The organism is Dasania sp. GY-MA-18 (assembly GCF_024734385.1).
GTDB lineage: Bacteria > Pseudomonadota > Gammaproteobacteria > Pseudomonadales > Dasaniaceae > Dasania > Dasania phycosphaerae.
The window spans coordinates 130355-153804 of sequence record NZ_JANHAP010000011.1; the positions used below are offsets into that span (position 1 = coordinate 130355).

At 48.6% G+C, this 23450-nt stretch carries 20 protein-coding genes; 8 read left to right on the forward strand and 12 right to left on the reverse strand.

The features are described from left to right. The first annotated feature begins 57 nt into the window (after positions 1-57). Positions 58-1137 carry an SMP-30/gluconolactonase/LRE family protein gene (locus tag NO559_RS13830; protein ID WP_258332455.1) on the forward strand — a complete coding sequence of 360 codons (1080 nt, stop codon included), beginning with the start codon at positions 58-60 and terminating at the stop codon, positions 1135-1137. Between the two features lie 21 nt (positions 1138-1158). After that, positions 1159-1689, forward strand: a complete 531-nt coding sequence (locus NO559_RS13835; protein ID WP_258332456.1) for a gamma carbonic anhydrase family protein — start codon at positions 1159-1161, stop codon at positions 1687-1689. Positions 1690-1769: 80 nt separating this feature from the next. Here NO559_RS13835 and aroE read toward each other — a convergent pair whose 3' ends face one another. The 5 genes from aroE to NO559_RS13860 all read right to left on the reverse strand — a co-directional run bounded on the left by aroE (position 1770) and on the right by NO559_RS13860 (position 6661). Next, positions 1770-2603, reverse strand: a complete 834-nt coding sequence (gene aroE, locus NO559_RS13840) for a shikimate dehydrogenase (protein ID WP_258332457.1) — start codon at positions 2601-2603, stop codon at positions 1770-1772. 25 nt (positions 2604-2628) lie between these two features. Next, a complete protein-coding gene (hemF, locus tag NO559_RS13845) occupies positions 2629-3534 on the reverse strand; it encodes an oxygen-dependent coproporphyrinogen oxidase (protein WP_258332458.1) in 906 nt (301 codons plus the stop codon). A 19-nt stretch (positions 3535-3553) separates the two neighbouring features. Then, on the reverse strand, positions 3554-4114 hold the full coding sequence (locus NO559_RS13850) for an L-threonylcarbamoyladenylate synthase (protein ID WP_258332459.1): 561 nt from the start codon (positions 4112-4114) through the stop codon (positions 3554-3556). 276 nt (positions 4115-4390) lie between these two features. Further along, positions 4391-5530, reverse strand: a complete 1140-nt coding sequence (dprA, locus tag NO559_RS13855) for a DNA-processing protein DprA (protein ID WP_258332460.1) — start codon at positions 5528-5530, stop codon at positions 4391-4393. 96 nt (positions 5531-5626) lie between these two features. Next, the gene (locus NO559_RS13860; protein WP_258332461.1) at positions 5627-6661 is read right to left on the reverse strand and encodes a LysM peptidoglycan-binding domain-containing protein; all 1035 of its coding nucleotides are present in this window, start codon (positions 6659-6661) and stop codon (positions 5627-5629) included. 238 nt (positions 6662-6899) lie between these two features. On the opposite strand from NO559_RS13860, the gene def reads away from it, so the two are divergent. The 5 genes from def to NO559_RS13885 all read left to right on the forward strand — a co-directional run bounded on the left by def (position 6900) and on the right by NO559_RS13885 (position 12694). Next, positions 6900-7406: a peptide deformylase gene (gene def, locus NO559_RS13865; RefSeq protein WP_258332462.1), complete on the forward strand. Its 507-nt coding sequence runs from the start codon at positions 6900-6902 to the stop codon at positions 7404-7406. Between the two features lie 38 nt (positions 7407-7444). Continuing rightward, positions 7445-8398: a methionyl-tRNA formyltransferase gene (gene fmt / locus NO559_RS13870; protein WP_258332463.1), complete on the forward strand. Its 954-nt coding sequence runs from the start codon at positions 7445-7447 to the stop codon at positions 8396-8398. Continuing rightward, positions 8395-9693 carry a 16S rRNA (cytosine(967)-C(5))-methyltransferase RsmB gene (gene rsmB, locus NO559_RS13875; RefSeq protein ID WP_258332464.1) on the forward strand — a complete coding sequence of 433 codons (1299 nt, stop codon included), beginning with the start codon at positions 8395-8397 and terminating at the stop codon, positions 9691-9693. Before fmt ends, rsmB begins: the two co-directional genes overlap by 4 nt. 179 nt (positions 9694-9872) lie before the next feature. After that, positions 9873-11246, forward strand: coding sequence for a Trk system potassium transporter TrkA (gene trkA, locus NO559_RS13880; RefSeq protein WP_258332465.1), 1374 nt, complete (start codon positions 9873-9875; stop codon positions 11244-11246). Then, positions 11246-12694, forward strand: a complete 1449-nt coding sequence (locus NO559_RS13885; RefSeq protein WP_258332466.1) for a TrkH family potassium uptake protein — start codon at positions 11246-11248, stop codon at positions 12692-12694. Before trkA ends, NO559_RS13885 begins: the two co-directional genes overlap by 1 nt. Before the next feature lie 107 nt (positions 12695-12801). On the opposite strand, the gene NO559_RS13890 is transcribed toward NO559_RS13885, so the two are convergent. Then, positions 12802-13203, reverse strand: coding sequence for an SMI1/KNR4 family protein (locus NO559_RS13890; protein ID WP_258332467.1), 402 nt, complete (start codon positions 13201-13203; stop codon positions 12802-12804). 82 nt (positions 13204-13285) lie between these two features. Between NO559_RS13890 and NO559_RS13895 the strand changes: the two genes are divergently transcribed. After that, the gene (locus NO559_RS13895) at positions 13286-14563 is read left to right on the forward strand and encodes a diguanylate cyclase (protein ID WP_258332468.1); all 1278 of its coding nucleotides are present in this window, start codon (positions 13286-13288) and stop codon (positions 14561-14563) included. A gap of 346 nt (positions 14564-14909) precedes the next feature. Here NO559_RS13895 and NO559_RS13900 read toward each other — a convergent pair whose 3' ends face one another. The 6 genes from NO559_RS13900 to NO559_RS13925 form a co-directional block, all read right to left on the reverse strand. Beyond that, entirely contained in the window at positions 14910-16175 is a 1266-nt protein-coding gene (locus NO559_RS13900; protein ID WP_258332469.1) for a tetratricopeptide repeat protein, read from the reverse strand. A gap of 619 nt (positions 16176-16794) precedes the next feature. Further along, positions 16795-17574 (reverse strand): IclR family transcriptional regulator C-terminal domain-containing protein, encoded by a 780-nt coding sequence (locus NO559_RS13905; protein WP_258332470.1) that lies wholly within the window; start codon positions 17572-17574, stop codon positions 16795-16797. Between the two features lie 128 nt (positions 17575-17702). Next, entirely contained in the window at positions 17703-19337 is a 1635-nt protein-coding gene (locus NO559_RS13910) for an electron transfer flavoprotein-ubiquinone oxidoreductase (RefSeq protein ID WP_258332471.1), read from the reverse strand. Positions 19338-19448: 111 nt separating this feature from the next. Continuing rightward, positions 19449-20378: an electron transfer flavoprotein subunit alpha/FixB family protein gene (locus NO559_RS13915; protein ID WP_258332472.1), complete on the reverse strand. Its 930-nt coding sequence runs from the start codon at positions 20376-20378 to the stop codon at positions 19449-19451. An 11-nt stretch (positions 20379-20389) separates the two neighbouring features. Then, on the reverse strand, positions 20390-21139 hold the full coding sequence (locus NO559_RS13920) for an electron transfer flavoprotein subunit beta/FixA family protein (RefSeq protein WP_258332473.1): 750 nt from the start codon (positions 21137-21139) through the stop codon (positions 20390-20392). A gap of 105 nt (positions 21140-21244) precedes the next feature. After that, positions 21245-23338: a 3-hydroxyacyl-CoA dehydrogenase NAD-binding domain-containing protein gene (locus NO559_RS13925; RefSeq protein WP_258332474.1), complete on the reverse strand. Its 2094-nt coding sequence runs from the start codon at positions 23336-23338 to the stop codon at positions 21245-21247. Positions 23339-23450: the final 112 nt, after the last annotated feature.

Here is a 23450-nt window from a genome sequence, read left to right on the forward strand (position 1 = left end):
CTACGCCAGCCGCTTGATTTACCATAGGGGCAAATTCCTTACTCGCCAACCCAAGCCATGTTCAAGTTGCTAGCCCTTATTGTTTTTGCCCTCATTTTATATTTGCTGACTTGGCCTGTGGCTATAGAGCCTAAGGCTTGGCAAGCACCAACAGCACCCGGCTACCGCGGCGCTTACCGCAGCAACCAGCAACTGGCTAAGCTAGAGCTGCTGGCCATAGCGGGAGAGCAAAGGCCAGAGGCTGTGACCATAGGGCCAGACGGCTATATTTATGCCTCTACCCACAGCGGCTGGATAGTGCGTTTAAACCCGCAGGGGCAGCAAGCACTGCGCTGGGTCAACACCCAGGGGCGGCCGCTGGGTTTAGCCTTTGATCCGCAGGGTCGTTTGATTGTAGCCGATGCCTACCGCGGCCTGCTGGCCATCACCCCCAATAAAACCATTACCGTGCTCAGCACCCACGCCGCCGGTAAAGCCATAGCCTATGCTAATGATGTGGCGGTGGCCCGCGATGGCCGCATCTTTTTTAGCGATGCCTCTAGCAAGTTTTCGGCTCTTGCCCACGGCGGTACTTACCTCGCCAGCCTATTGGACTTAATGGAGCACGGTGGCCACGGCCGCCTGCTAAAGTATAACCCTGCCGAGCAAAGCACTATTGAGCTGGCCGGTGGCTTTAACTTTGCCAATGGCGTAGCACTAGACCCCAATGAGCAATTTGTTTTAATCAATGAAACCGGTCACTACCGAGTGCTTAAGCACTGGCTACAGGGCCCTAAGCAGGGCAGTACCGAGGTGTTGATAGCGAACCTGCCCGGCTTCCCCGACAATATCGCGGCCGGTTTAGACGGGCGTTTTTGGCTGGGGCTGGCCTCGCCGCGCAATGCACTGCTGGATAAATTGGCCGACCAGCCCTGGCTGCGCAGCGTGGTGCAAAGGTTGCCCGCCTTTATGCGCCCCCAGGCCGTAGCCTATGGCCATGTGTTAGCTATCTCTGGGGAGGGTGAGGTTTTATACAACCTGCAAGATCCCTCCGGCAGCTACCCAGTCACCACCGGCGTGGCTGAAACCGCCGAGCACCTCTATGTGAGCAGTTTAATGGCTGCTAAACTGGGCCGCTTAAACAAAGCCAACCTTTAATCCATCCTACATAGGCCAGCCATGAGCAATATACGCCCCTACAAAGATATACACCCCGTTTTAGCCGAAGGCGTGTACATAGACCAAAGTGCTGTGGTGATAGGCGACGTACACATAGGCAAAGACAGCTCGGTGTGGCCGCTGACCGTGATACGCGGCGATGTTAACCACTGCCGCATAGGCGAGCGCTGCAATATACAAGACGGCAGCGTCATCCACCTGTCACGCTCACGCCCCAGCAAGCCCGACGGCTACCCCACCATTTTGGGCAACAACGTCAGCATAGGCCACAAGGTGATGCTGCACGGCTGTACCATAGGCAACAATGTTTTAGTCGGCATGGGCGCCATTATTTTAGACGGCGCGGTGATAGAAGATGAAGTACTGGTAGGGGCGGGTAGCATGGTCACCCAAGGCAAGCGGCTGGAAAGCGGCTACCTATACCTGGGCACCCCCGCCAAAAAAATCCGCCCGTTGAGTGACGCTGAGCGGGAGCTGTTTAAACGCACGGCGGCGGATTATGTGGATTTAAAAGGGGAATACACAGATTAGCAGCTAGCCCTAGCCAAGACACTGGCTGTACTGAACAAGATTCAGCGCCTAATAGAGACCCCCCTAGCGACTACAAACTGTTAGCCCTCCAACTGCGCCCGCATGGCATCTATTACTTCTCGTGTTTTAGGCCTTACCCCGCGCCAAATACAAAACGACTCCGCGGCTTGTTCCACTAACATACCCAAACCATCGGCCACGGCCCAGGCCATGTTTTCGGCGGACCAGCGCATAAAGGGTGTGGGCTCGGCGCCGTACATCATGTCATAGCAACAGGCTTCGTCGCTGAGCAAGTTGGTTTCTAGGGGCGGTAGCTCACCGGCCAGGCTGGCGCTGGTGCCGTTGATAATAATATCGAATTGATTGCCGTGCAGGGCCTCATAACTACAACCACGTATGTCGCCGTATTCAGCAAAATCGTGGGCTAGTTTTTGTGCTTTGCCCACAGTGCGGTTGGCCACCACGATTAGCGAGGGGTTTTGTTTGGCTATGGGTTCTATTACCCCGCGCACCGCGCCACCAGCGCCTAATAATAAAATACGCTTGCCTTCTATTTGCCAACCCAAGTTGTGCTGCATGTCGCGCACCATACCGGCACCGTCGGTGTTGTCGCCGTAAATTTTGCCATCGCCTTGCAGTGCCAAGGTGTTTACTGCGCCGGCTAAGCGCGCTCTGTCGCTAAGCTGGCCGGCAAATTCATAGGCATCTAATTTAAAGGGCAGGGTGATGTTTAAACCTTTGCCGCCATTATCAAAAAAACTTTGTGCTGCATCGGCAAATTTACCCAGCTCCACTTGGTGGCTGCGGTACACCATGTGCTCGCCGGTTTGCTCGGCAAACAGTTTATGTATTTGCGGTGACTTGCTGTGCTTAATGGGGTTGCCGTATACGGCGTACTTATCAGTGATATCCATAAACTCTACTAATGGTTTAAAACGATTAGGCCCAATCGTGTGGGCGCAGGTATTTGTGGGTTAGCTGCTCTTCGGGGCTGCCGGGTTCAGCTTGCCATTGATACTCCCAGCGCACTAGCGGGGGTAATGACATCAATATTGATTCGGTGCGGCCACCGCTTTGTAAGCCAAAGATGGTGCCACGATCGTAGACTAGGTTAAATTCTACATAGCGGCCACGGCGATAAAGTTGAAACTCGCGCTGCTGTTCGTTGTAGGGGCTGTCTTGGCGGCGCTCAACGATGGGCTGGTAGGCCGCCACATAGGAGTTGCCCACCGCCTGCATAAAGGCAAAGCTGTGCTCAAAATCGCCATCGTTTAAATCGTCAAAAAATAAACCACCCACGCCGCGCTGTTCATCGCGATGAGGCAGGTAAAAGTAATCATCGCACCACTTTTTATATTTGGGGTACAGCTGTTCACCAAAGGGCTGGCAGGCTGCCTTGGCGGTTTGGTGCCAGTGCTGGCAGTCTTCATCAAAACCGTAATAGGGGGTTAAATCATAGCCGCCGCCAAACCACCACACTGGCTCTTCGCCTTCTTTTTCGGCGATAAAAAAACGCACATTGGCATGGCTGGTGGGCACTAAAGGGTTGTTGGGGTGCATCACCAGCGACACCCCCATAGCCTGATAACTGCGGCCTGCTAATTCCGGGCGGCTGGCGGTGGCCGAGGCGGGCATTTTGCTGCCCTGCACATGGGAGAAGTTAACCCCACCTTTTTCAAACACCCGGCCATTGGTGATGACTCGAGAGCGGCCAGTACCCAGCTCGCGCTGCCAGCTGTCCTCTACAAAATGGGCACCGCCGTCCAGCGCCTCCAGGCTTTGGCAGATGCTTTCCTGCAGCCCTAACAAGTAGCTTTTGACGGCATTAATATCGACTGGGTTCATAGTGTTTCCTGCGCTGGCCTTAGCCTTGGCGTAATACCTTGCCGCTAAGTAAATCTCGAATTTCAGAGGGGCGGCTGGCATCGCCTACCTGCCCCGGCAATAAATAATCCAGGCCGTCACCCAATTGGCTCTGTACCTGCTTAGCCTCTGTAGGCGCCGGCTGACCCGCTATATTGGCTGAGCTGGAAACTATAGGGCCACCGAAAGCGCGGCATAGCTCCGCCACCAGTGGGTGAGCACTAACTCTTAACGCCACCGAGCTATGCTGGCCTTTAATCAAATCTGGCACCTGCTTATTGGCGGGCACTAAAAAGGTATAAGGGCCGGGCCAGTACTGGTTTAAGGTTTGGCAATGTTGTTTAGATAGGCCTGTTAAGAAAGGTTCCAGTTGCTCTATAGCAGCCGCCACCAAAATCAGGCCCTTAGCGGGGTCGCGCTGCTTAAGCTGTAACAAGCGCTCTACGGCCTGGGAGTTAAAAGGATCACAACCCACCCCCCACACTGCCTCGGTAGGGTAGGCCACCACACCGCCGCGATGTAATACATCAACCGCTGTTTGTATAGTCTGGGTATAGGACACGGAACGACCTTAGTGCAAAGAAAGCGCGAAACTACCCAAGTTAGAGGGCGAATGCAAGTGGGGCCGCCCCTTTGGGGCGGCTGCAAGCGGTAAGCTTCAAGCTATAAGAAAAACATTGACTTTGATAAACCTTCACCAATAATTTTGTCGCTTGTCGCTTGTCGCTTGTCGCTTGTCGCTTGTCGCTTGTCGCTTGTCGCTTGTCGCTTGTCGCTTGTCGCTTGTCGCTTGTCGCTTGTCGCTTGTCGCTTGTCGCTTGTCGCTTGTCGCTTGTCGTCAGACAACCCTCTGATAACAACCCGCCACATTTTCCACCAACCCGTCTAATTCTAACTGCACCAGGCTGGCCATCAGTTCGGTCATGGGTAGATTAATACGTTGTTGTAGCAGGTCTACGGCTAGGGGCTCGAACCCTAGCTGATCCAGTAGTTGCTGCTGTTGCGGGCTAATGTCTAGGCTCAGGGCTTGCTGCTGCGGTTGCGCTGAGCTGGGCAGCCAAGCACCCAGTTCTTCCATGACATGCTCTACGGTTTCCACCAGTTTGGCGCCCTGCCGTATGAGTGCATGGCAGCCGCGGCTGGCGTGGTTATGTATGGAGCCGGGGATGGCAAACACCTCGCGGCCTTGCTCGATTGCACACTGGGCGGTAATCAACGAGCCGCTTTGCAAGCTGGCCTCTACCACCAGCACGCCCAAGCTCATACCGCTGATAATTCGGTTGCGGCGTGGAAAGTGACCCTTGAGAGCCTCACTGCCTAATGGCAGCTCCGAAATAATTAAACCTTGCTCAGTTATAGCTTGGTACAAAGCCTGATTGCGCTTGGGGTAGATCACATCTATACCCGTGCCCAGTACGGCAATGGTATTGCCAGCTGCCGCCAAAGCCCCTTGATGACTGGCGGTGTCTATACCCAGAGCCATGCCGCTGGTAATCGTAAAGCCCGCACTGGCAAAAGTTTTGGCAAAGGCGGCGGCGTTTTTATTGCCCTGCTGGCTACTGCGACGGCTGCCCACCATAGCTAGCTGTGGGCTGTTGAGTAGCGCGATATTGCCGCGGTAATAAAGTATGGGAGGTGGGTCGTAGGTTTGTTTTAGCAGCGCCGGGTAGGCGGGGTGGTGCAGGGTGAGTATGCCTATATTGTGCTCTAGGCAATACTGCCATTGCTGTGCCAACAGGCTGCTTAGCTCATAAGCTTGTGATAGTTGCTGGCCAATCTGGCTGAGCTCAGCCTGCTGGTCAATGCTGAGGCCTACGGCCAATAAGCTGTCACTGGCCAAATCCGCAGGGCTTAATGCTAGGGCTTGCTCCAAGGAGCCAACAGCCAATAATAATGCTCGTAGTTGTTTATCGCTAAAACTGGCTTGATGTAAGGCAAGGGCTATTAAGCCATCGGGAAATGTTTGCTGTTTCGACATGGTTTATCCTTAAACCGTTTCTTGTTAAATCTTGCGCTAGCCTTTAACAAAAAAGCCACAACAGCTTGTTGTGGCTTATGTTTTCCCTATCAAAACTTAGGGGTTTTTAATTTTATCGTTCACTGATAGCACTTGCGTGGCTTTTAACACCAGAGCGTAGCTTACTTTCTCAAAGGTTCTAAATACCATTAATAAGCCGGCGCGGGTGTCGGGCACTTTCACCACATCTTTTGATATTTGGTCACGTACCAGCTCGCCCTGGCGGTAGATAGCCATAATTTGGCCTACTTCTACATTTTCACGACTGCCTTTGTTGATAACCACTACATCCATAGAGCCTATTTGCGAAACACCACCTTCTACGGCAATGATGTAACCGGCAATTTCATCTGCGGGAGCACTGGGGTGGAAGTTGGCAAACAAGTCTCTGTCTTCGTCGGGCAGCAAGCGGTCGCCACGACGTACTTCTTCCGAGGTAGCGTTTAGCGCCAGCGTAGCCACGCTTTTATCTTGCGCAATCAGCTTAGCACCCGCTACCGAGAAGGCTTGTATACCTAATATTTCACCGCTATCAGGGTCTACGTAGGCATCACCTTTGCGGAATATGCCATAGGCTTTTTGCTTTTCATCAAATTGGCCGCGAGCATACAACTCATCGCCAGCACCCGAAATTATATGGCCCGCTTTACCGGCTAGCACATAGGGGGCGTCGTCTAGGGTGGCTGTAGTCAATACCCGGCTGTTAGATAAGAAAGGAGCCACCGCATCCATAGGAATCGCAGGGATGGCCTTATCTAAATCAGAAACACGTACCGAGGGGGTGAGCTTAACATCGCGGTTGCGCTTAACCACCAGCTTGGGCTGGCCATTAATATAAACTAGGTTGAGCTCGTCGCCGGGGTAAATAAGATGGGGGTTATCCACTTGTGGATTAACATGCCAAATTTTAGGCCACAACCAAGGGTCTTTTAAAAACAGGCCTGATATATGCCACAGTGTATCGCCTTTTTTAACTACATAGGTCTGGGGATGATCTGCTTTTAAAGCCAAGGTATCGCCCGCTGCAAGGCTGGGCACCGATACTAGCGACAGAACCAACATTAGGACGGTTCCCAATATCGATTTTTTCATAACATTAATCCTTTCTTGGAACATGCCTTTTGTAGCCTCAGCCACCGAATAAGCTGCTATTAAAGCCATTCGATACCCCAGCACTATGGGCAATTATTATTAGCAACCTGTATACTATAGCAGCTAAAACCTGATCAGTAGGTCAATTTAGTACTAATCTCAACATCATTATTTACTTGCTGATCATAATCTTAGCAGCTGTTTTTACTTTTTTACTAGAAGTTTGTCACAATCTATCATGGCTATATTAAACATTCTCGAATTTCCAGACCCTAAACTGCGCACTATCGCCAAGCCAGTAGCGCAGGTCACTGATGCCACTCGCCAGCTGATCGACGACATGTTTGAAACCATGTACGCCGCCCCCGGCGTGGGTTTAGCGGCTTCGCAAGTAGATGTGCACGAGCGCATAGTGGTGATAGACACCAGCGAAGAGCAAAATGAACCGCTAGTCTTTATCAACCCCGAAGTCACGGTGTTAGACGACAAGCTGTTTGATTATGACGAAGGTTGTTTGTCCATACCCGGCTTTTATGAAACCGTTACCCGCCCCGAGCATATCAAGGTAAAAGCCTTGGACCGCAATGGCCAGCCCTTTGAGCTAGAACCCAACGGCCTATTAGCGGTGTGCATACAGCATGAGATAGACCACTTGGATGGCAAACTGTTTGTCGATTATTTATCTAGCCTTAAGCGCCAGCGCATACGCAAAAAGCTGGAAAAAGAACACAAAAAACGCGCCTAAGCATCGCCGTCCAACCCTGCACCACACCTAGGGACACCATGAGCCAACGCCTAAAACTGATTTTTGCGGGTACCCCCGATTTTGCCGCCAGCCATCTGCAAGCCCTGCTGGATAGTAAGCAACACGATATTATTGCGGTGTATAGCCAACCCGACCGGCCCGCGGGCCGCGGTAAAAAACTCAAGCCCAGCCCGGTTAAAGCACTGGCACTGGCGCATGAGATACCGGTTTATCAACCGTTAAGCCTAAAAGACAGCGACGCCCAGCAACAACTGGCTCAGCTTAATGCCGACTTGATGGTGGTAGTCGCCTACGGCCTATTGCTACCCAAGGCCGTATTAGACAGCCCGCGCTTAGGTTGCATTAATGTACATGCCTCGCTGCTGCCACGCTGGCGCGGTGCTGCGCCTATACAAAGAGCCATAGAGGCGGGTGATAGCGAAACCGGCGTCACCATTATGCAAATGGATGTAGGCCTGGATACCGGCGATATGTTGCTAAAAGCTACCTGCCCCATTAGCGAGCAAGACACTGGTGGCAGCCTGCACGACAAACTCATCGCCGTGGGCCAGCCCGCACTGCTCAGCGCCGTAGAGCAACTGGCCAACAACAGCGCCCAGCCCGAGCCACAGGACGACAGCCTTAGCAACTACGCCAGCAAAATGGATAAGGCCGACATGCTAATAGACTGGCAGCTGGATGCCGAGCAAATCGCCCGCAAAATCCGCGCCTTTAATCCCTTTCCGGTGAGCTATACCACGCTTAATGGCGAGCGCCTAAAAATTTGGCAGGCCTCTGTTATAGCTGGGCAAGATGGTGAGGCCGGCAGTCTAAGCAGCGTGAATAAAAAACAATTGATCGTAAACTGCGGCAGCAATAGCTTAAGCCTGGATGTCATCCAACTACCCGGCGGCAAACCGCTAGCTATAGATGCGCTAATGAACTCCAAGGCCGATCTGTTTTACCCCGGCCTAGTCTTGGGTGACTCATGAGCAAAGCTCAGGATTGCCGCGCCACGGCTGCCCGCTGTTTAGCCTCGGTAGTTAAAGGTAACTCACTATCGCAGCAAATCCCCGAGTTTGAAGCCCGCGTTAGCGAGCGCGACCGCGCCCTGTTTAGGCAGCTGTGTTATGGCGTACTGCGCTGGCAGCCCAAGCTAGAAGGCCTAAGCGCGCAGCTACTGCAAAAACCCTTTAAAGCCAAAGACGGCGACATACATATGTTAATTTTGCTGGGCCTGTACCAGCTCAGCGAAATGCGTATACCCGACCACGCGGCGGTTTCGGCCACCGTTAATGCTACCCGCGCCTTAAAAAAGCCCTGGGCAAAAAATTTGGTTAATGGCGTACTGCGGCAATGGCAGCGTCGCAGCGAAGACTTAGCACAACAACTTAGCCCGGCCCAACAGCTAGCCCACCCACAGTGGTTACATTTAGCCATACAGCAAGCATGGCCCGAGCAAGCCCAAGCCATACAACAGGCCAACAATGAACATCCGCCCATGTGCCTGCGGGTCAATAGCCAAAAAACCCAGCGCCAAGATTACCTGCAACTATTAAGCAGCGCCGATATTGCCGCTACAGCCTGTGACCATTCACCGGTAGGCATACGTTTACAACAGGCGACAGCGGTACAACAACTGCCACACTTTGCTGAAGGCTGGGTGAGCGTACAAGATGAAGCGCCGCAGCTAGGGGTAGGGCTATTAGATTTGCAGCCCGGCCAGCGAGTACTGGATATGTGCAGTGCCCCGGGCGGTAAAACCTGCCATATGTTAGAGGCTCAACCTGAACTGGCTCACATGTTGGCCGTAGACATAGACCAACAACGCTTACTGCGGGTTAGCGAAAACCTGCAGCGCTTACAACTGCAAGCCGAACTAAAATGCAGTGATGCCACACAGGTCGATGGGTGGTGGGACGGCCAAGGCTTTGATCGCATATTATTGGATGCCCCTTGTTCCGCCACCGGCGTAATACGCCGCAACCCTGACATCAAAGCCCATAGACGCCCCGAAGACATAGCCCAATTAGCCAAGCTACAACTACAGATCCTCAGCGCGCTATGGCCCACCTTAAAGCCCGGTGGCTTGCTGCTGTATGCCACTTGCTCAATCTTGCCCGACGAGAACGAACAGGTGGTAGCGGCCTTTTGCCAACAGCAAAGCGATGTTGAGCACTGCCCCATAGATGCGCAATGGGGCTTGGCACGCAGCTATGGCCGACAATTATTTCCGCAAAATGATGGCCACGATGGATTTTATTACGCATTACTGCGCAAAGCGTAAATATTCCCGCTATCTTCCCTAACACTTTCCAATATTAAGGCATACAATTGCTTGTTATAAATTGAGTGTATTAAACCTGCTCTTTTTACTACAGGCACTGCTAATTCAACAACCAGCCTGATACACAAAAAGAGCCATAACAACGCTTACCAATACCCTACAACTTAATACATAAGCCAATGAAAATAATTATTCTCGGTGCCGGTCAGGTCGGTGGCACACTGGCAGCTCACTTAGCTGATGAAAATAACGACATCTCCTTGGTTGATGCCAATGCCGACCGGCTTAATGAATTACAAGATCGATTGGATATAGGGGTAGTGGCTGGCCATGCCTCGCACCCCGATGTGCTGCGACGAGCCGGGGCCGATGACGCTGATATGTTAATTGCCGTCACTAGCTCCGATGAAATCAATATGGCAGCCTGCCAAATTGCCTACGCCCTGTTTCGCACCCCTAAAAAAATTGCCCGCATACGCTCCACCGCTTACCACGATCATCCCGAATTATTTTGCAATAAGCTTATCCCCATAGATTTTATTATTAGCCCGGAGTTATTAGTCACTCACTATATAGAGCGGCTGATCGAGTACCCCGGCACCTTGCAGGTATTAGATTTTGCCAAGGGTATGGCCCAACTGGTAGCTGTTAAGGCCTATAGCGATGGCCCCTTGGTGGGCAACGAGTTACAAGAAATACGCCGCCACATGCCCCACATAGACACTAGGGTGGCAGCTATCTTCCGCAAAGATCACGCCATCACGCCCAAGGCGACCACGGTCATAGAGGCAGGTGATGAGGTATTTTATATAGCCGCGAAGAAGAATATTTTACCGGTGCTCAGCGAGCTGCGTAATGTAGACCGCAATTACAAACGCATCATGATAGCCGGCGGTGGCAATATAGGCCTGCGCCTGGCCCAGTCCATAGAGAAAAACTACAAGGTGAAGGTGATAGAGCGCGACTATAAACGCTGCCGTCACCTTTCAGAAACCCTTAACCACGCCATAGTTTTACACGGCAGCGCCTCCGATGATGATTTGCTAGCCTCCGAGAATATAGACGAGATCGATATTTTCTGTGCGCTTACTAATGACGATGATGCCAATATTATGGCCTCGCTATTAGCTAAACGTATGGGCGCGAGAAAAGTCATTACCCTGATCACCAACACCGCCTATGTAGACTTAATGCAGGGCGGTGATATAGACATCGCCATCTCGCCGCAGCAAATCACTATGGGCAGCTTGCTGACCCATATACGCCGCGGTGATATTTCCAGTGTGCACTCTTTACGCCGCGGTGTAGCCGAAGCCATAGAGCTTATTGCCCATGGTGATGAACGCTCCTCTAAGGTGGTAGGCAAGCGTTTGGATGAAATTAACCTACCCAAGGGGGTCAGCATAGGGGCAATAGTGCGCAACGATGAGGTATTAATTGCCCACCGCAATATCGTGGTAAAAACTGACGACCACGTGATTTTATTCCTAGTGGATAAATCAAAAATCAAACATGTAGAGCGTTTATTTCAAGTGGGCTTTAGCTTTTTCTAATGCATATTTTATTAATACTACGCATTTTAGGCATTTTATTAATGCTGTTCAGCCTAACTCAACTCAGCCCCTTGCTGGTGAGTTTTTGGTTTGAGGATGGCGCCCACAAAGGTTTTATCTGGGCTTTTTTAGTGACCTTTGGCTGCGGCTTGTTAATGTGGCTACCGGTGTATAAACGAAGAGGGGAGTTGCGCACCCGCGACGGCTTTTTAATTACTGCCTTGTTCTGGACAGTACTAGGCCTGTTTGGGTCACTGCCGTTTATTCTTAACAGTAATACTGACTTAGTGATTAGTGAAGCGGTGTTTGAATCGGTATCGGGGCTGACCACCACCGGTGCCACGGTGATGACCCACTTAGATGAACTGCCGCATTCCATTTTATTTTACCGCCAGCAGCTACAGTGGTTTGGCGGCATAGGTATTATCGTTATCGCCGTTGCTATATTACCTATGCTGGGCATAGGGGGTATGCAGCTATACCGCGCCGAAACCCCCGGCCCGGTTAAAGACAGCAAGCTCACGCCCCGTATTACCGAAACCGCGAAAGCGCTGTTTATAGTTTATGTGATGCTCACCCTCAGCTGTGCTTTGGCCTATTGGCTGGCGGGGATGTCGTCCTTTGATGCCATCTGCCATGCCTTTTCTACGGTGGCTATAGGGGGCTTTTCTACTCACGACGACAGCATAGGTTATTTTGATAGCACCGCTATTATGCTGATTTGTAGCTTTTATATGTTGGTAGCGGGTATTAACTTTGCCCTGCATTTTTATGCCTGGCGCAACCGCAGCATTAGCCATTATTTTCGCGACTCTGAATCCTCTTTTTACGCGGGGGTATTATTATTTGGCTGTATCATCGTGTGCAGTTTTTTGTATTACCACGAGCACTACGGTATTAACGATGCCCTGCTGCACGGTATTTTCCAAACCATTTCTATAGCAACAACTACCGGTTTCACCACCGAGCCCTTTGCTGCTTGGCCCAGTTTTATCCCCTTCTTTTTAATTATGCTGTCATTTATGGGCGGCTGCGCCGGCTCTACCGGTGGTGGTATGAAGGCGGTACGGGTAATGCTGATTATGAAACAGGGCATACGCGAGCTACACCAGCTAATACACCCCAATGCCGTTATGCCTTTAAAAGTAGGGCGCAGGCGGGTAGAGGCCAAAGTTATTAGTGCAGTGTGGAGTTTTTTTGCGGTTTACGTATTCGCCTTTATCAGCATTATGATGGCCTTGATGATGTGCGGCATGGATCAGACCACCGCTTACTCTTCGGTGGTGGCTACACTGAATAACTTGGGCCCAGGGCTAGGGGATACCGCGGCTAATTTCAGCTCGGCCTCGGAGCCAGAGCAGTGGATTTTAAGCTTTTCTATGTTGTTGGGGCGTTTGGAAGTGTTTACTTTATTGGTATTGCTAACCCCGGCGTTTTGGCGGCATTAGAAGCAGTCTCTAGTCTCTAGTCTCTAGTCTCTAGTCTCTAGTCTCTAGTCTCTAGTCTCTAAAAGCTTGTACTAGCGACTAGGAGCTATCCACTAGAGACTCCCTCTTTAACTTTCTAACCATACCTCTTTAGCCCAGTCCCAGATATGGTCCCAGTTCTGTTCTGCCAGAGCACCGTCGTGCCAATAGCTCACTAAGCCTTCTTCGTCTATGCAGTAGTAGCCGCCATTGCTTTCGCATATGGGCAGTAAATCGCGTGGTAAGCCCTGATCCCAGGCTACCGCAGCTACCTCGGGCAAGTAAGTATGCGAGTTAGCATCCGCAGCCGTCACGGGCTCTAAGCTGCCATAAACAACATCACTAACTGTTAATAAAAACTCTTTGAAATCGGCACCCAGCGCTACAAAGAGTTGCTCCTCGATTTCTACCAGTGCATCTTCTTCAGGTAACTCTAAGGGTACTGCCACAGGCTCATTAACGGCACGTAATGCCTCTATAATCTCATCCACTACATTTTCTCCCTTGCTTAGAGTGACTGTTTTGTGGGTATAGTCTAAGCTATATTCTAATTATTAGGTTAAGATAGTTTCAATGAATGCACTGATTATTGACCCGTCCAGCTCTTACCGGCAGTTACTCTCAAAATTGCTAGAGAGCTATCGCTTTACAGCCGTTGCTGTGAGTACTATTGACGAAGCCAATCCTGCTATTCAGCATCAACACTTCGATATTATCTGTGTTTCCCTTAACCTCGCCGACACTGACAGCTTGGCGTTTTGTCGCGATGTGCGACAGCTAGACAGCTACAAGCACGTCCCTATTTTTATGCTGACTTCCTCTAAGGATGCTGATGTAAATCAGCTAGCTTTAGGGGCAGGGGTTACAGAAGTATTTCGCAAACAAGATTTTTCCAGCTTTCAATTGTGCTTAGAAAACTTGGTAGAACGACTCAATGATGAAGTCGATAATAATGGCCAAATTTTATACATAGAAGACAGTGCTAGCACAGCTTTTTTAGTAACCACCACCTTACAAGATCATGGCTATCACGTTGATCACTTTTTGACTGCTGAAGAAGGTATCAAAGCCTTTCATAAAAATTACTATGACTTGCTGCTCACTGATGTGGTACTTACGGATTTAAGTGGCCTAGCCGTTGTTAGAGCTGTACGCGATTCCAACTCTGAAGATAAAAAAACAACACCTATTATTGCCATCAGCAGCTTTAACGATAATGCCCGTAAATTAGAATTATTCTCAGCGGGGATTAATGACTATGTTACCAAACCCGTAATGAATGAAGAGCTACTTGCTCGTATAAGTACCTTAATAAAAAGCCGACAGTTGTTGATTACTCTCAACAACAAGCAAGCACAGTTAGAGCGCTTAGCATTAACTGATCAATTAACCAGCCTGTATAACCGCCACTATTTAATGGATACCGTGCCTAAACGCATACACCAAGCTCAGCGACAGGGTTATCCATTGTGTATGGTAGTGATTGATATAGACCATTTTAAACTTATTAACGACAACCATGGCCATAGTACTGGCGATAAGGTTTTGCAAGCTGTTGCCAAGGTATTGGTCAGCGGCATACGCTGGGAGGATATAGCCGCGCGCTTTGGTGGTGAAGAGTTTGTAATTCTATTGGACCACTGCGATTATCAAAACGCTATTAACATTGCTGAAGATTTACGCAAAGCCATAGCAAGCCTAAATCCCTGTGATATAGAAATCACCGCCAGCTTTGGCGTGACGACATTAAAAGAAAACGAGCAAGATTTTTCCAGCCTATTTTCTCGCGCTGATGAAGCGGTTTATGAGGCCAAGGAAAGCGGCCGCAACTGTGTAGTGTTTAAAGAATAAACCCAGTCGCTAGCATATAGTCTCTAGTCGCTAAAATCTAACGCGCTTTTACTAGAGACTAGCTGTTGTTAAACAATAAAGTTGTTAACAAAAACTCTTATAACCTATTGTTTTAATATGGCCTGAATTTCAGGAAAAATAATAAAGTTGTTAACTTTAAGGCTATCCATCGGTTACGACGACAAAAATAAGACAATAGAGTTGTTAACTTTTATCGCCATGGACTATAGATCATTGGTAACCAGTATTCATATAGTTTTGGTTAACCTTTACCTATTCACTTTCAGTAAATTCGACTTCTATTCCGCTTTCTCTAGGTAGAAAAATACCTTTAATGTAGAGACTGTCAGACTGTAGGGAAGTGCCCTTGTGGAGGAAAGAGCCGGGTGAAATTTTCAGACCATTTCTTCATCTCATCTTGATTAGCGATTTGTTTATCTGAAATAGGCGGTAGAACATCTAACCCAAATACTATCGCCCGGTGCTTTAAACGCTTGTACAAAGGTAACTTCCCAAGCTTCGCTGCGAGGGCAAGTGCTTCCTCCAACACCTCATTTTGTGTTCCGCCGGATCGATAAAGAGCACCATCTGCAGCTTGTTCATAAAATTTCAAAGCTTCTTGATACTCGCCTGAAAGCAAGTAGTAGCGTCCCTTCATCCAGTTTAGATAATAATCACATATACCTTCTCGATCATACTGAATTAGCGTCTGCTCAAAATTTTCTAGAGCTACAGATATCTCATGACGACCATTGTTCCGTTTATCTGTAGTCCGACGAAGCCTATGGCCTAACATCAAGCCTGGTTCGATCAGTACATCTCTTCGTGAAGATTTCTGAACATTGGAGACAGATAACACATAACCAATATCTCTAGCCGGTACACCTTCAATTATATTTTGATGCACTTGTGCCTTGAGCTCAGGAATCTTCTTCTCAAATTTGACGATCATTCGAGCCACTAAAAGCCAAGCCTTGAGATGCTCTATCTCAACGATACAGTCAGGATATATTTTTGCGGTCAAATCAGCTATTGCACAGATGCTCGCCAAATCAGGACATTGATCTTTGCTACCATCCCGCCACCTATTCAAGGCCTCCCGCCCATTTTTATCGTTACCTAGTGATGTAGGATAGAAGTGTTTTGCAATAGTTGAGCTTTCAATATCAAGGCAGCTTTCTACCCAACAAAAAACAACATCAAGTGGATTCTGATCTGGATGGATAAACGTATTTAAGTCAGGCCCATCGATACCCTTACGCAAATTGATCAAAAAGGCTGCCAACCCAGGCAGTAAATGATGTTCCAAAAGCAGTGGTAACGCTTCCTCACGAGTCATGGCATCAAGTGCTATTTCCCTTATGAGCGCTAAGTGACGCTGGCATGTCCAATCACATACCTCTGATACAAAGACAGAAAATTCTATTCCTACCTTCTGAGCCAGAGGCTCCACGATCAGATTATTCTTGAGCCTCGCCTCCAAGGACCAATCAAAATCACCTTCTCTAGCCCATCGATCTAATTCACGATTTGAATTTTTCGTACCAAGCGCAACTGCTAGTTCCCTATAGCATTCCCCAAGCATTGGGTAAGGAGGAAGAGGGGCTTTCATTTCCATCTCCTTGAAGTGAAAATTAATGCACTACAGATATATCCATAGTGCATTTGTTACTTACTTGCGCGGGCCATTATCGCGGCCACCACCCGATGGGTTACCAGTCGTACTTGGATAGCCAGCACTACTACCAGATTGATTTTGCATGATCGGTTTTAAGCTTTGAGCAGTCATATTCTTTCTCCATTTAGTTAAGGATGTAACTAAGAAAGCCACGATGCGAAAGATATAAAAAACCTCACAAATGGTCTGCGCGTGGTTGGTTAAATTTTTGGCGTTACTGTTTTAATTACTCAGTTACTTTATCGGAGACTTAAATGGCACCTTGGTTATCCCCCGATCTCTCGGCAGCCACTTTAATTGGTTAAGATTGCAATGGGGAATATAAAAATGCTATCTGCTGTATATGTTTGAGGCATGTGAAGTCAATAGAAGGGGGGAGGCTGATTGGATACATAAGCTGTTGGTCTGACTCGTGTTGATGGTGAGCTATCACCGATAGAGTATGAGAACCGATATGAGAAAAAGCTGCTGAGTATCTAAAGAACTGCAGACAGTTCACCAAGTTATAATATTCACCACCCAAGTTCACGAATACCAACTTGGTTACGATCCTTTAAGGTAATACATCAGACATTTTCTGAGCAGCTTCTTGCATCACTGGAACAAATTCATCCTTAATCTGTTCAACAGAATGAGATGACACGTGAGTACTAACATTCATAGCAAAACGTACTTGTTTACGACGATCATAAACTGGAACAGCTACAGCTCGCATCCCTAGTTCAAGCTCTTGATCTACTATTGCATAGCCCTGCTGCTTAACATTCTGAAGCTCTATGTATAATTCCTCCGGTCCCATTGTACTTGGGGTGAGAGCCTCAAAGCTGGTGTCTTTTATAAATGTTTCTAGACGTTCAGTAGGGAGGCCTGAAAGTAAGACACGGCCTGAAGAAGTAGCATAAGCAGGTAAGCGAGCACCTATCTGTAGATTGATATGTATTAGCCCCCGGCGAGGGATTCGTGCGATATAAACAATATCCTGCCCATCGAGTACGTTGGCAGAACAGGACTCCCGAAGCTGGTGCGCAACTCCCTCCATATACGGAGTTATAATTTCTGTGAAATTAAGTGAGGATAAATAGGAATATCCCAAATCCAGTATTTTTGCTGTCAGCTTAAAATGTTTATCATCATTGCTGACATATCCTAGTTTCTGCAAAGTAAGAAGAAAACGCCGGGCAGATGCACGTGATAACCCATTTTTTTTAGCCAAATCGGTCAAGGTCATTGACGGCGATTCGGCATCAAAAGACTTTATGACGTCAAGGCCCCGAGCAAAGGTGGCTAGGAAATCCTTATCACTGGAACCAGACTGGTTACTCTCTTCAGGCATTGCAGACTCCATGTTTCAAAAATACTACGATCGATTATCGCCCACTTTGTTCGATAATTGAATAGCCTTTTCTGTTAACCATTTCTGATAAAATGGTTAACGCATTCCTAATTAACTCCCATAACCAGCTACATATTTGGATAATTAGGTCCGCCCATCCCCTCTGGAACAACCCAACGGATATTCTGAGCCGGATCTTTGATATCACAGGTTTTACAATGCAAACAATTTTGAGAGTTGATTTGGAAACGTTTCTCCTGCCCTTCTTCAATCACCTCGTAAACACCCGCTGGGCAATAACGCTGAGCGGGTTCTGCGTACTGGGGCAGATTCCTATTCAGAGGAATCGTTTCATCTTTCAATTTCAGATGGATTGGTTGATCTTCTTCATGGTTGGTGTTCGACAGGAATACTGAACTTAGCTTATCGAAGCTCAATTCACCATCCGGTTTTAGATAGTCGATCGGCTTGCATTCGCTGGCAGGCAACATCTGCTCATAGTCTTCTTTATCATCATGTAGCGTGACCGGGATCTTACCGCAAAACAAATTCTGATCGATAAAGTTAAATCCGCCCCCCAGAATCGGGCCGAACTTATGCAATGCAGGGCCAAAGTTGCGGGAGCGGAAGAGCTCATCGTACAACCATGAACTTTCAAATTTATCAGTAAAGCTCTGCAGCTCTTGACCACCTTCGCAGCCATTTTGGAGCGCCTCAAAAATGGCTTCCGCAGCGAGGGTGCCGGATTTCATTGCCGTATGCGTACCTTTGATCTTGGAGAAATTCAAAGTACCAGCGTTACAGCCCGTGACAATACCACCAGGAAAAGTCATTCTAGGTAACGAATTAAAGCCTCCTTTGGTGATCGCACGGGCACCATAAGAAACACGTTTGCCTCCTTCAAGATACTGTTTAAGTACCGGATGGTGCTTCATACTCTGGAACTCATCAAACGGGCTGGTATACGGGTTACTGTAGTTAAGATCTACGATCAAACCCACAACGACTTGGTTATCATCCGTGTGATAAAGAAAGAAGCCACCGCTAGCACCATCACTTAATGGCCAACCGGAACCGTGTAACACCAGACCTGGTTTATGGTTCTCAGGCGCAATATCCCACAGTTCCTTGATGCCCACACCGTAATGCTGCGCATCAGCTTCGGCAGCGAGATCGAAATTCTCGATCAGCTCCTTACCCAGATGCCCACGACAACCTTCGGAGAGGATAGTATACTTAGCATGTAGCTCCATACCGGGTATGTAGCTATCTTTCTGCTCACCAGCTTCACTGATTCCCATATCACCAGTAGCAATACCTTTTACACTGCCATCGTCGTTATACAACACTTCTGCCGCAGCAAAACCAGGAAAAATCTCAACACCTAACTGTTCTGCCTGCTCACCCAACCAACGACAGAGATTTCCTAAGCTAACGATGTAGTTACCATGGTTATGCATGGTTTTAGGTACAAGGATATTCGACACCTTGATCGATGCTTCTTCATTTCTCAACATGAAGATTTGATCTTCTGTGACCGGCGTATTCAATGGAGCCCCCATTCCTTTCCAATCGGGGAACAACTCATCCAAAGCTCGAGTCTCAATTACCGCACCAGACAAAATATGTGCCCCGATCTCAGAGCCTTTCTCCACTACACAGACTGTCAGTTCCTGTTCTGTTTCATTTGCCTGCTGCATCAACCGACAGGCTGCAGACAACCCAGATGGGCCCGCGCCCACGATAACAACATCAAATTCCATCGATTCACGTACCAAAACAAAAACCTCTCTATATGATGAAAAAAGGGCCCAATAAATGAGCCCAATACGCTTTGAGTGAAGCGCCAGAGACGGGTGAAGCCCCTAAAAAAATTACAGTAGTTTTTCTAATTCAGGAACAGCATCAAACAGATCCGCAACCAGACCGTAGTCCGCTACGGAGAATATTGGCGCTTCTTCATCTTTGTTGATCGCAACAATGATTTTGGAGTCTTTCATACCTGCCAGATGCTGGATTGCACCGGAAATACCAACAGCGATGTACAGCTCCGGCGCAACGATCTTACCAGTCTGACCGACCTGCATATCGTTCGGTACAAAACCGGCATCAACCGCAGCACGGGATGCACCTACCGCCGCACCCAGTTTGTCGGCGATTTTTTCCAGCATGGCGAAGTTTTCACCGTTACCCATGCCGCGACCACCGGAGATGATGACGTTAGCAGCGGTCAGTTCCGGACGGTCAGATTTGGCCATCTCTTCACCGACAAAGCTGGATACACCCGCATCGTGAACCGCATCCAGGGTTTCAACGGTTGCGGAACCACCTTCTGCGGCGGCTGCATCAAATGCAGTACCACGTACGGTGATCACTTTTACCGGGTCCAGAGATTCTACGGTCGCAATGGCGTTACCCGCATAGATTGGACGCTGGAAGGTATTTTCCGATTCAACTGCGGTGATATCAGAGATCTGCGCGACGTCCAGCAGGGCTGCAACGCGTGGCAGGAAGTTTTTACCGGTGGTAGTCGCTGGTGCAACCACGTGGCTGTAGTCTTCTGCTACTTCGGTGACCAGCTTACTCAGGTTTTCTGCCAGCTGATGTTCGTAGGCAGCGTTGTCCGCCACCAGTAATTTGTTGATGCCTGCAACCGCTGCGCCCGCTTCCGCTACTGCGCCACAGTTTGCACCGGCAACCAACAGGTGTACGTCGCCACCCATCTGGGTTGCTGCTGTAACAGCATTCAGTGTTGCACCTTTCAGGGTGCTGTTATCGTGTTCTGCAATTACCAGAATAGCCATATCAGTTCCCCTTAGATCACTTTCGCTTCGTTTTTCAGCTTCTCTACCAGTTCATCTACGCTGGCAACTTTGATACCCGCCTGACGTTCTGCAGGTGGCGTCACTTTCAGCAGTTTGGTGTGGGCTTTCAGCTCTACACCCAGGTCTGCCGGGGACTTAACATCCAGCGGCTTACGCTTGGCTTTCATGATGTTAGGCAGGGAGGCGTAACGGGGTTCGTTCAGGCGCAGGTCTGTGGTAACGATGGCTGGCATGTTCAGCGCAACGGTCTGCAGACCACCGTCCACTTCACGGGTTACGTTAACGTTGTCGCCGTCGATCTTAACTTCAGAGGCGAAGGTACCCTGTGGCATATCGGTCAGAGCCGCCAGCATCTGGCCGGTCTGGTTGTTGTCGCTGTCGATCGCCTGTTTACCCATGATCACCAGGCCAGGTTGTTCTTCTTCGATCACTTTTGCCAGCAGTTTGGCAACACCCAACGATTCAGGCGCTTCTTCGGTTTCGATCTGGATACCACGGTCCGCGCCCAGAGCCAGAGCTGTTCTGATCTGCTCCTGACAGGCTTTAGGGCCAATGGAAACAACCACTACTTCATCAGCAGTGCCCGCTTCTTTCAGGCGTACAGCCTCTTCTACTGCAATTTCACAAAACGGGTTTAACGCCATTTTGACGTTAGCCAGATCTACATCGGTGTTATCGGATTTAACACGTACTTTTACGTTGTAATCGATAACGCGTTTAACAGTCACTAAAACTTTCATTTTCAGCACCTTTATCCTCTTTCTTAATAAGCAGTAAGAGCAGATATTCAGCCTATTTTATTAATGCTTATACGATTTGGTTTCGCCTTCCAAACAACTTTATTGTTAAGAGTCAGCCCATTCAGCTAGCGTTTTATTACTATGAGCAAGTTCTTCCAATAAATTCGCCGGAACCCAATACTGATAACCATTTGTTTCTTGTAGCTTACAAATCATCTCGTAGACCTTTTTAAGACCCAACTGATCAGCATAAAACATTGGTCCTCCTCGAAAAGCGGGGAAACCATAACCAAAGACATACACCGCATCGATATCACTAGGTCTTTGGGCAATGCCTTCCTCTAGGATTTTGAAACCCTCGTTTATTAACGCCAAAGTCAGGCGCATGAGAATTTCTCCATCACTGATTTCGCGCCTAACAACACCATGTTTTAGAGCTTGGCCGTTAATAATCTCAAGCACTTCAGGGTCACTTGTACGACCACGATTGTTGGCTACATAAAGGTAATACCCCTTACCTACCTTTTGCCCAAGCCTTCCTTTCTCTACTAGAGCATCTGCAATACAGTAAGTTTTCGGATCACCTTTTTCCTGATCAGATAAGGATTGGCGGGCTTTATATGCTACATCTAGCCCTGATAGATCCCCCACTGCCAGAGGCCCCATAGCCATTCCCCAACCTTCCATGACTTGGTCAATTTGTTCTGGGCTAGCCCCCTCAATCAAACATAACTGAGTTTCTCTAACATACTGACGTAACATCCGATTTCCGATGAACCCAAAGCAAACACCCGCTAAAACAGGAACCTTCCGAATCTTTTTGGCAATGTCCATTGCGGTCGCTAGCACTTCATCAGAAGTTTTCTCTCCTCTAACGACTTCAAGCAGTTTCATGATGTTTGCTGGGCTGAAGAAATGTAGTCCAACAACATTCTCAGGGCGGCTAGTAATTTCAGCTATAGCGTTTACATCAAGATAGGAGGTATTAGTCGCTAGAATCGCTTCAGGTTTGCATACCTTATCCAGCCGACTGAAAACTTCTTTTTTTACTTCAAAGCTTTCAAATACGGCCTCTATAACTAAGTCGCAATCAGACAAATCTTCATATTGGGTAGTACCTGTTATAAATCCTTTTTTCAGGATCCCATCTTCCGAACTGAAAACACCTTTTTTAACACTCAAATCGTAATTTCGGTCGATAATTTGAAGCCCCCTGCCCAAGGCATCAGCACTTATTTCGAGCAGTGTCACTGGTATTCCAGCATTGGCAAAACACATGGCAATCCCACATCCCATCGTGCCACCACCGATAATAGCGACCCTTGATATGGCTCTGGGCTCTATACCTTCTGCCAACCCTTTGATCTTTGGAGCGGTACGTTCTGCAAAAAACATGTGCCTTAAGGCAGCTGACTGTTCGGAATCCAGGCATTCTAAAAACAGCTCTCGCTCCTTGTTCAAACCTTCATCCATTGGTAATTCAACTGCAGCCTGTATACATGTAACGATGCTTTGCGGGGCTAATTGTCCCCGGGCACGTTTACCTAGTTTTATTTTATAAAACTCGAAAATACCTTCTGGAACTTCCTTTGGGCTGATCGAGATGTTACGAGCCTTCCTTAGCTCGACATCCCCCAACACAACCTCTTGAGCATACTCAAGAGCCCCTTCACGTAGATCTCCTGTGATGATACGGTCAACCAAACCTAATTTATTAGCTTTATCTGTAGAAATAGGTTTTCCAGAAGTAATGAGGTCTAGTGCAGCTTCCACTCCCGCGAGGCGAGGAACCCTCTGAGTACCACCAGCCCCTGGGAGCAATCCCAATTTAACTTCAGGCAAACCTACTTTGGCGGGTGATGAAGCACAGCGATAGTGGCAGGCTAGAGCCAACTCAAAACCCCCTCCCAAAGCTGAACCATGTAATGCAGCAATCACAGGCTTTTCAGAGCTTTCTATTACCGAAAGCACCTGTGGTAGTGACGGGGGAATCGCAGGTTTTCCAAATTCAGAGATATCAGCCCCTGCTATAAATGTACGTCCAGAGCAGAGAATAACTACAGATTTTGAACTATCGGATTGAGCAGCGATAACCGCGTTTTTAACGCCCTCACGAACTACGTGTGACAACGCATTTACTGGCGGATTATCAATAGTAATAACACCTGTCTCACCAATTAGTTCATAACTTACTGCCATTTACGATTCCTCCACATATCTCTCTTCAACCACGAACACCAAATTAGTGAGGTATTTCCCCCTCACATTTGAACTGAACTTTTTCAGCGAACCCGGCCCCCAATGGGGCTAT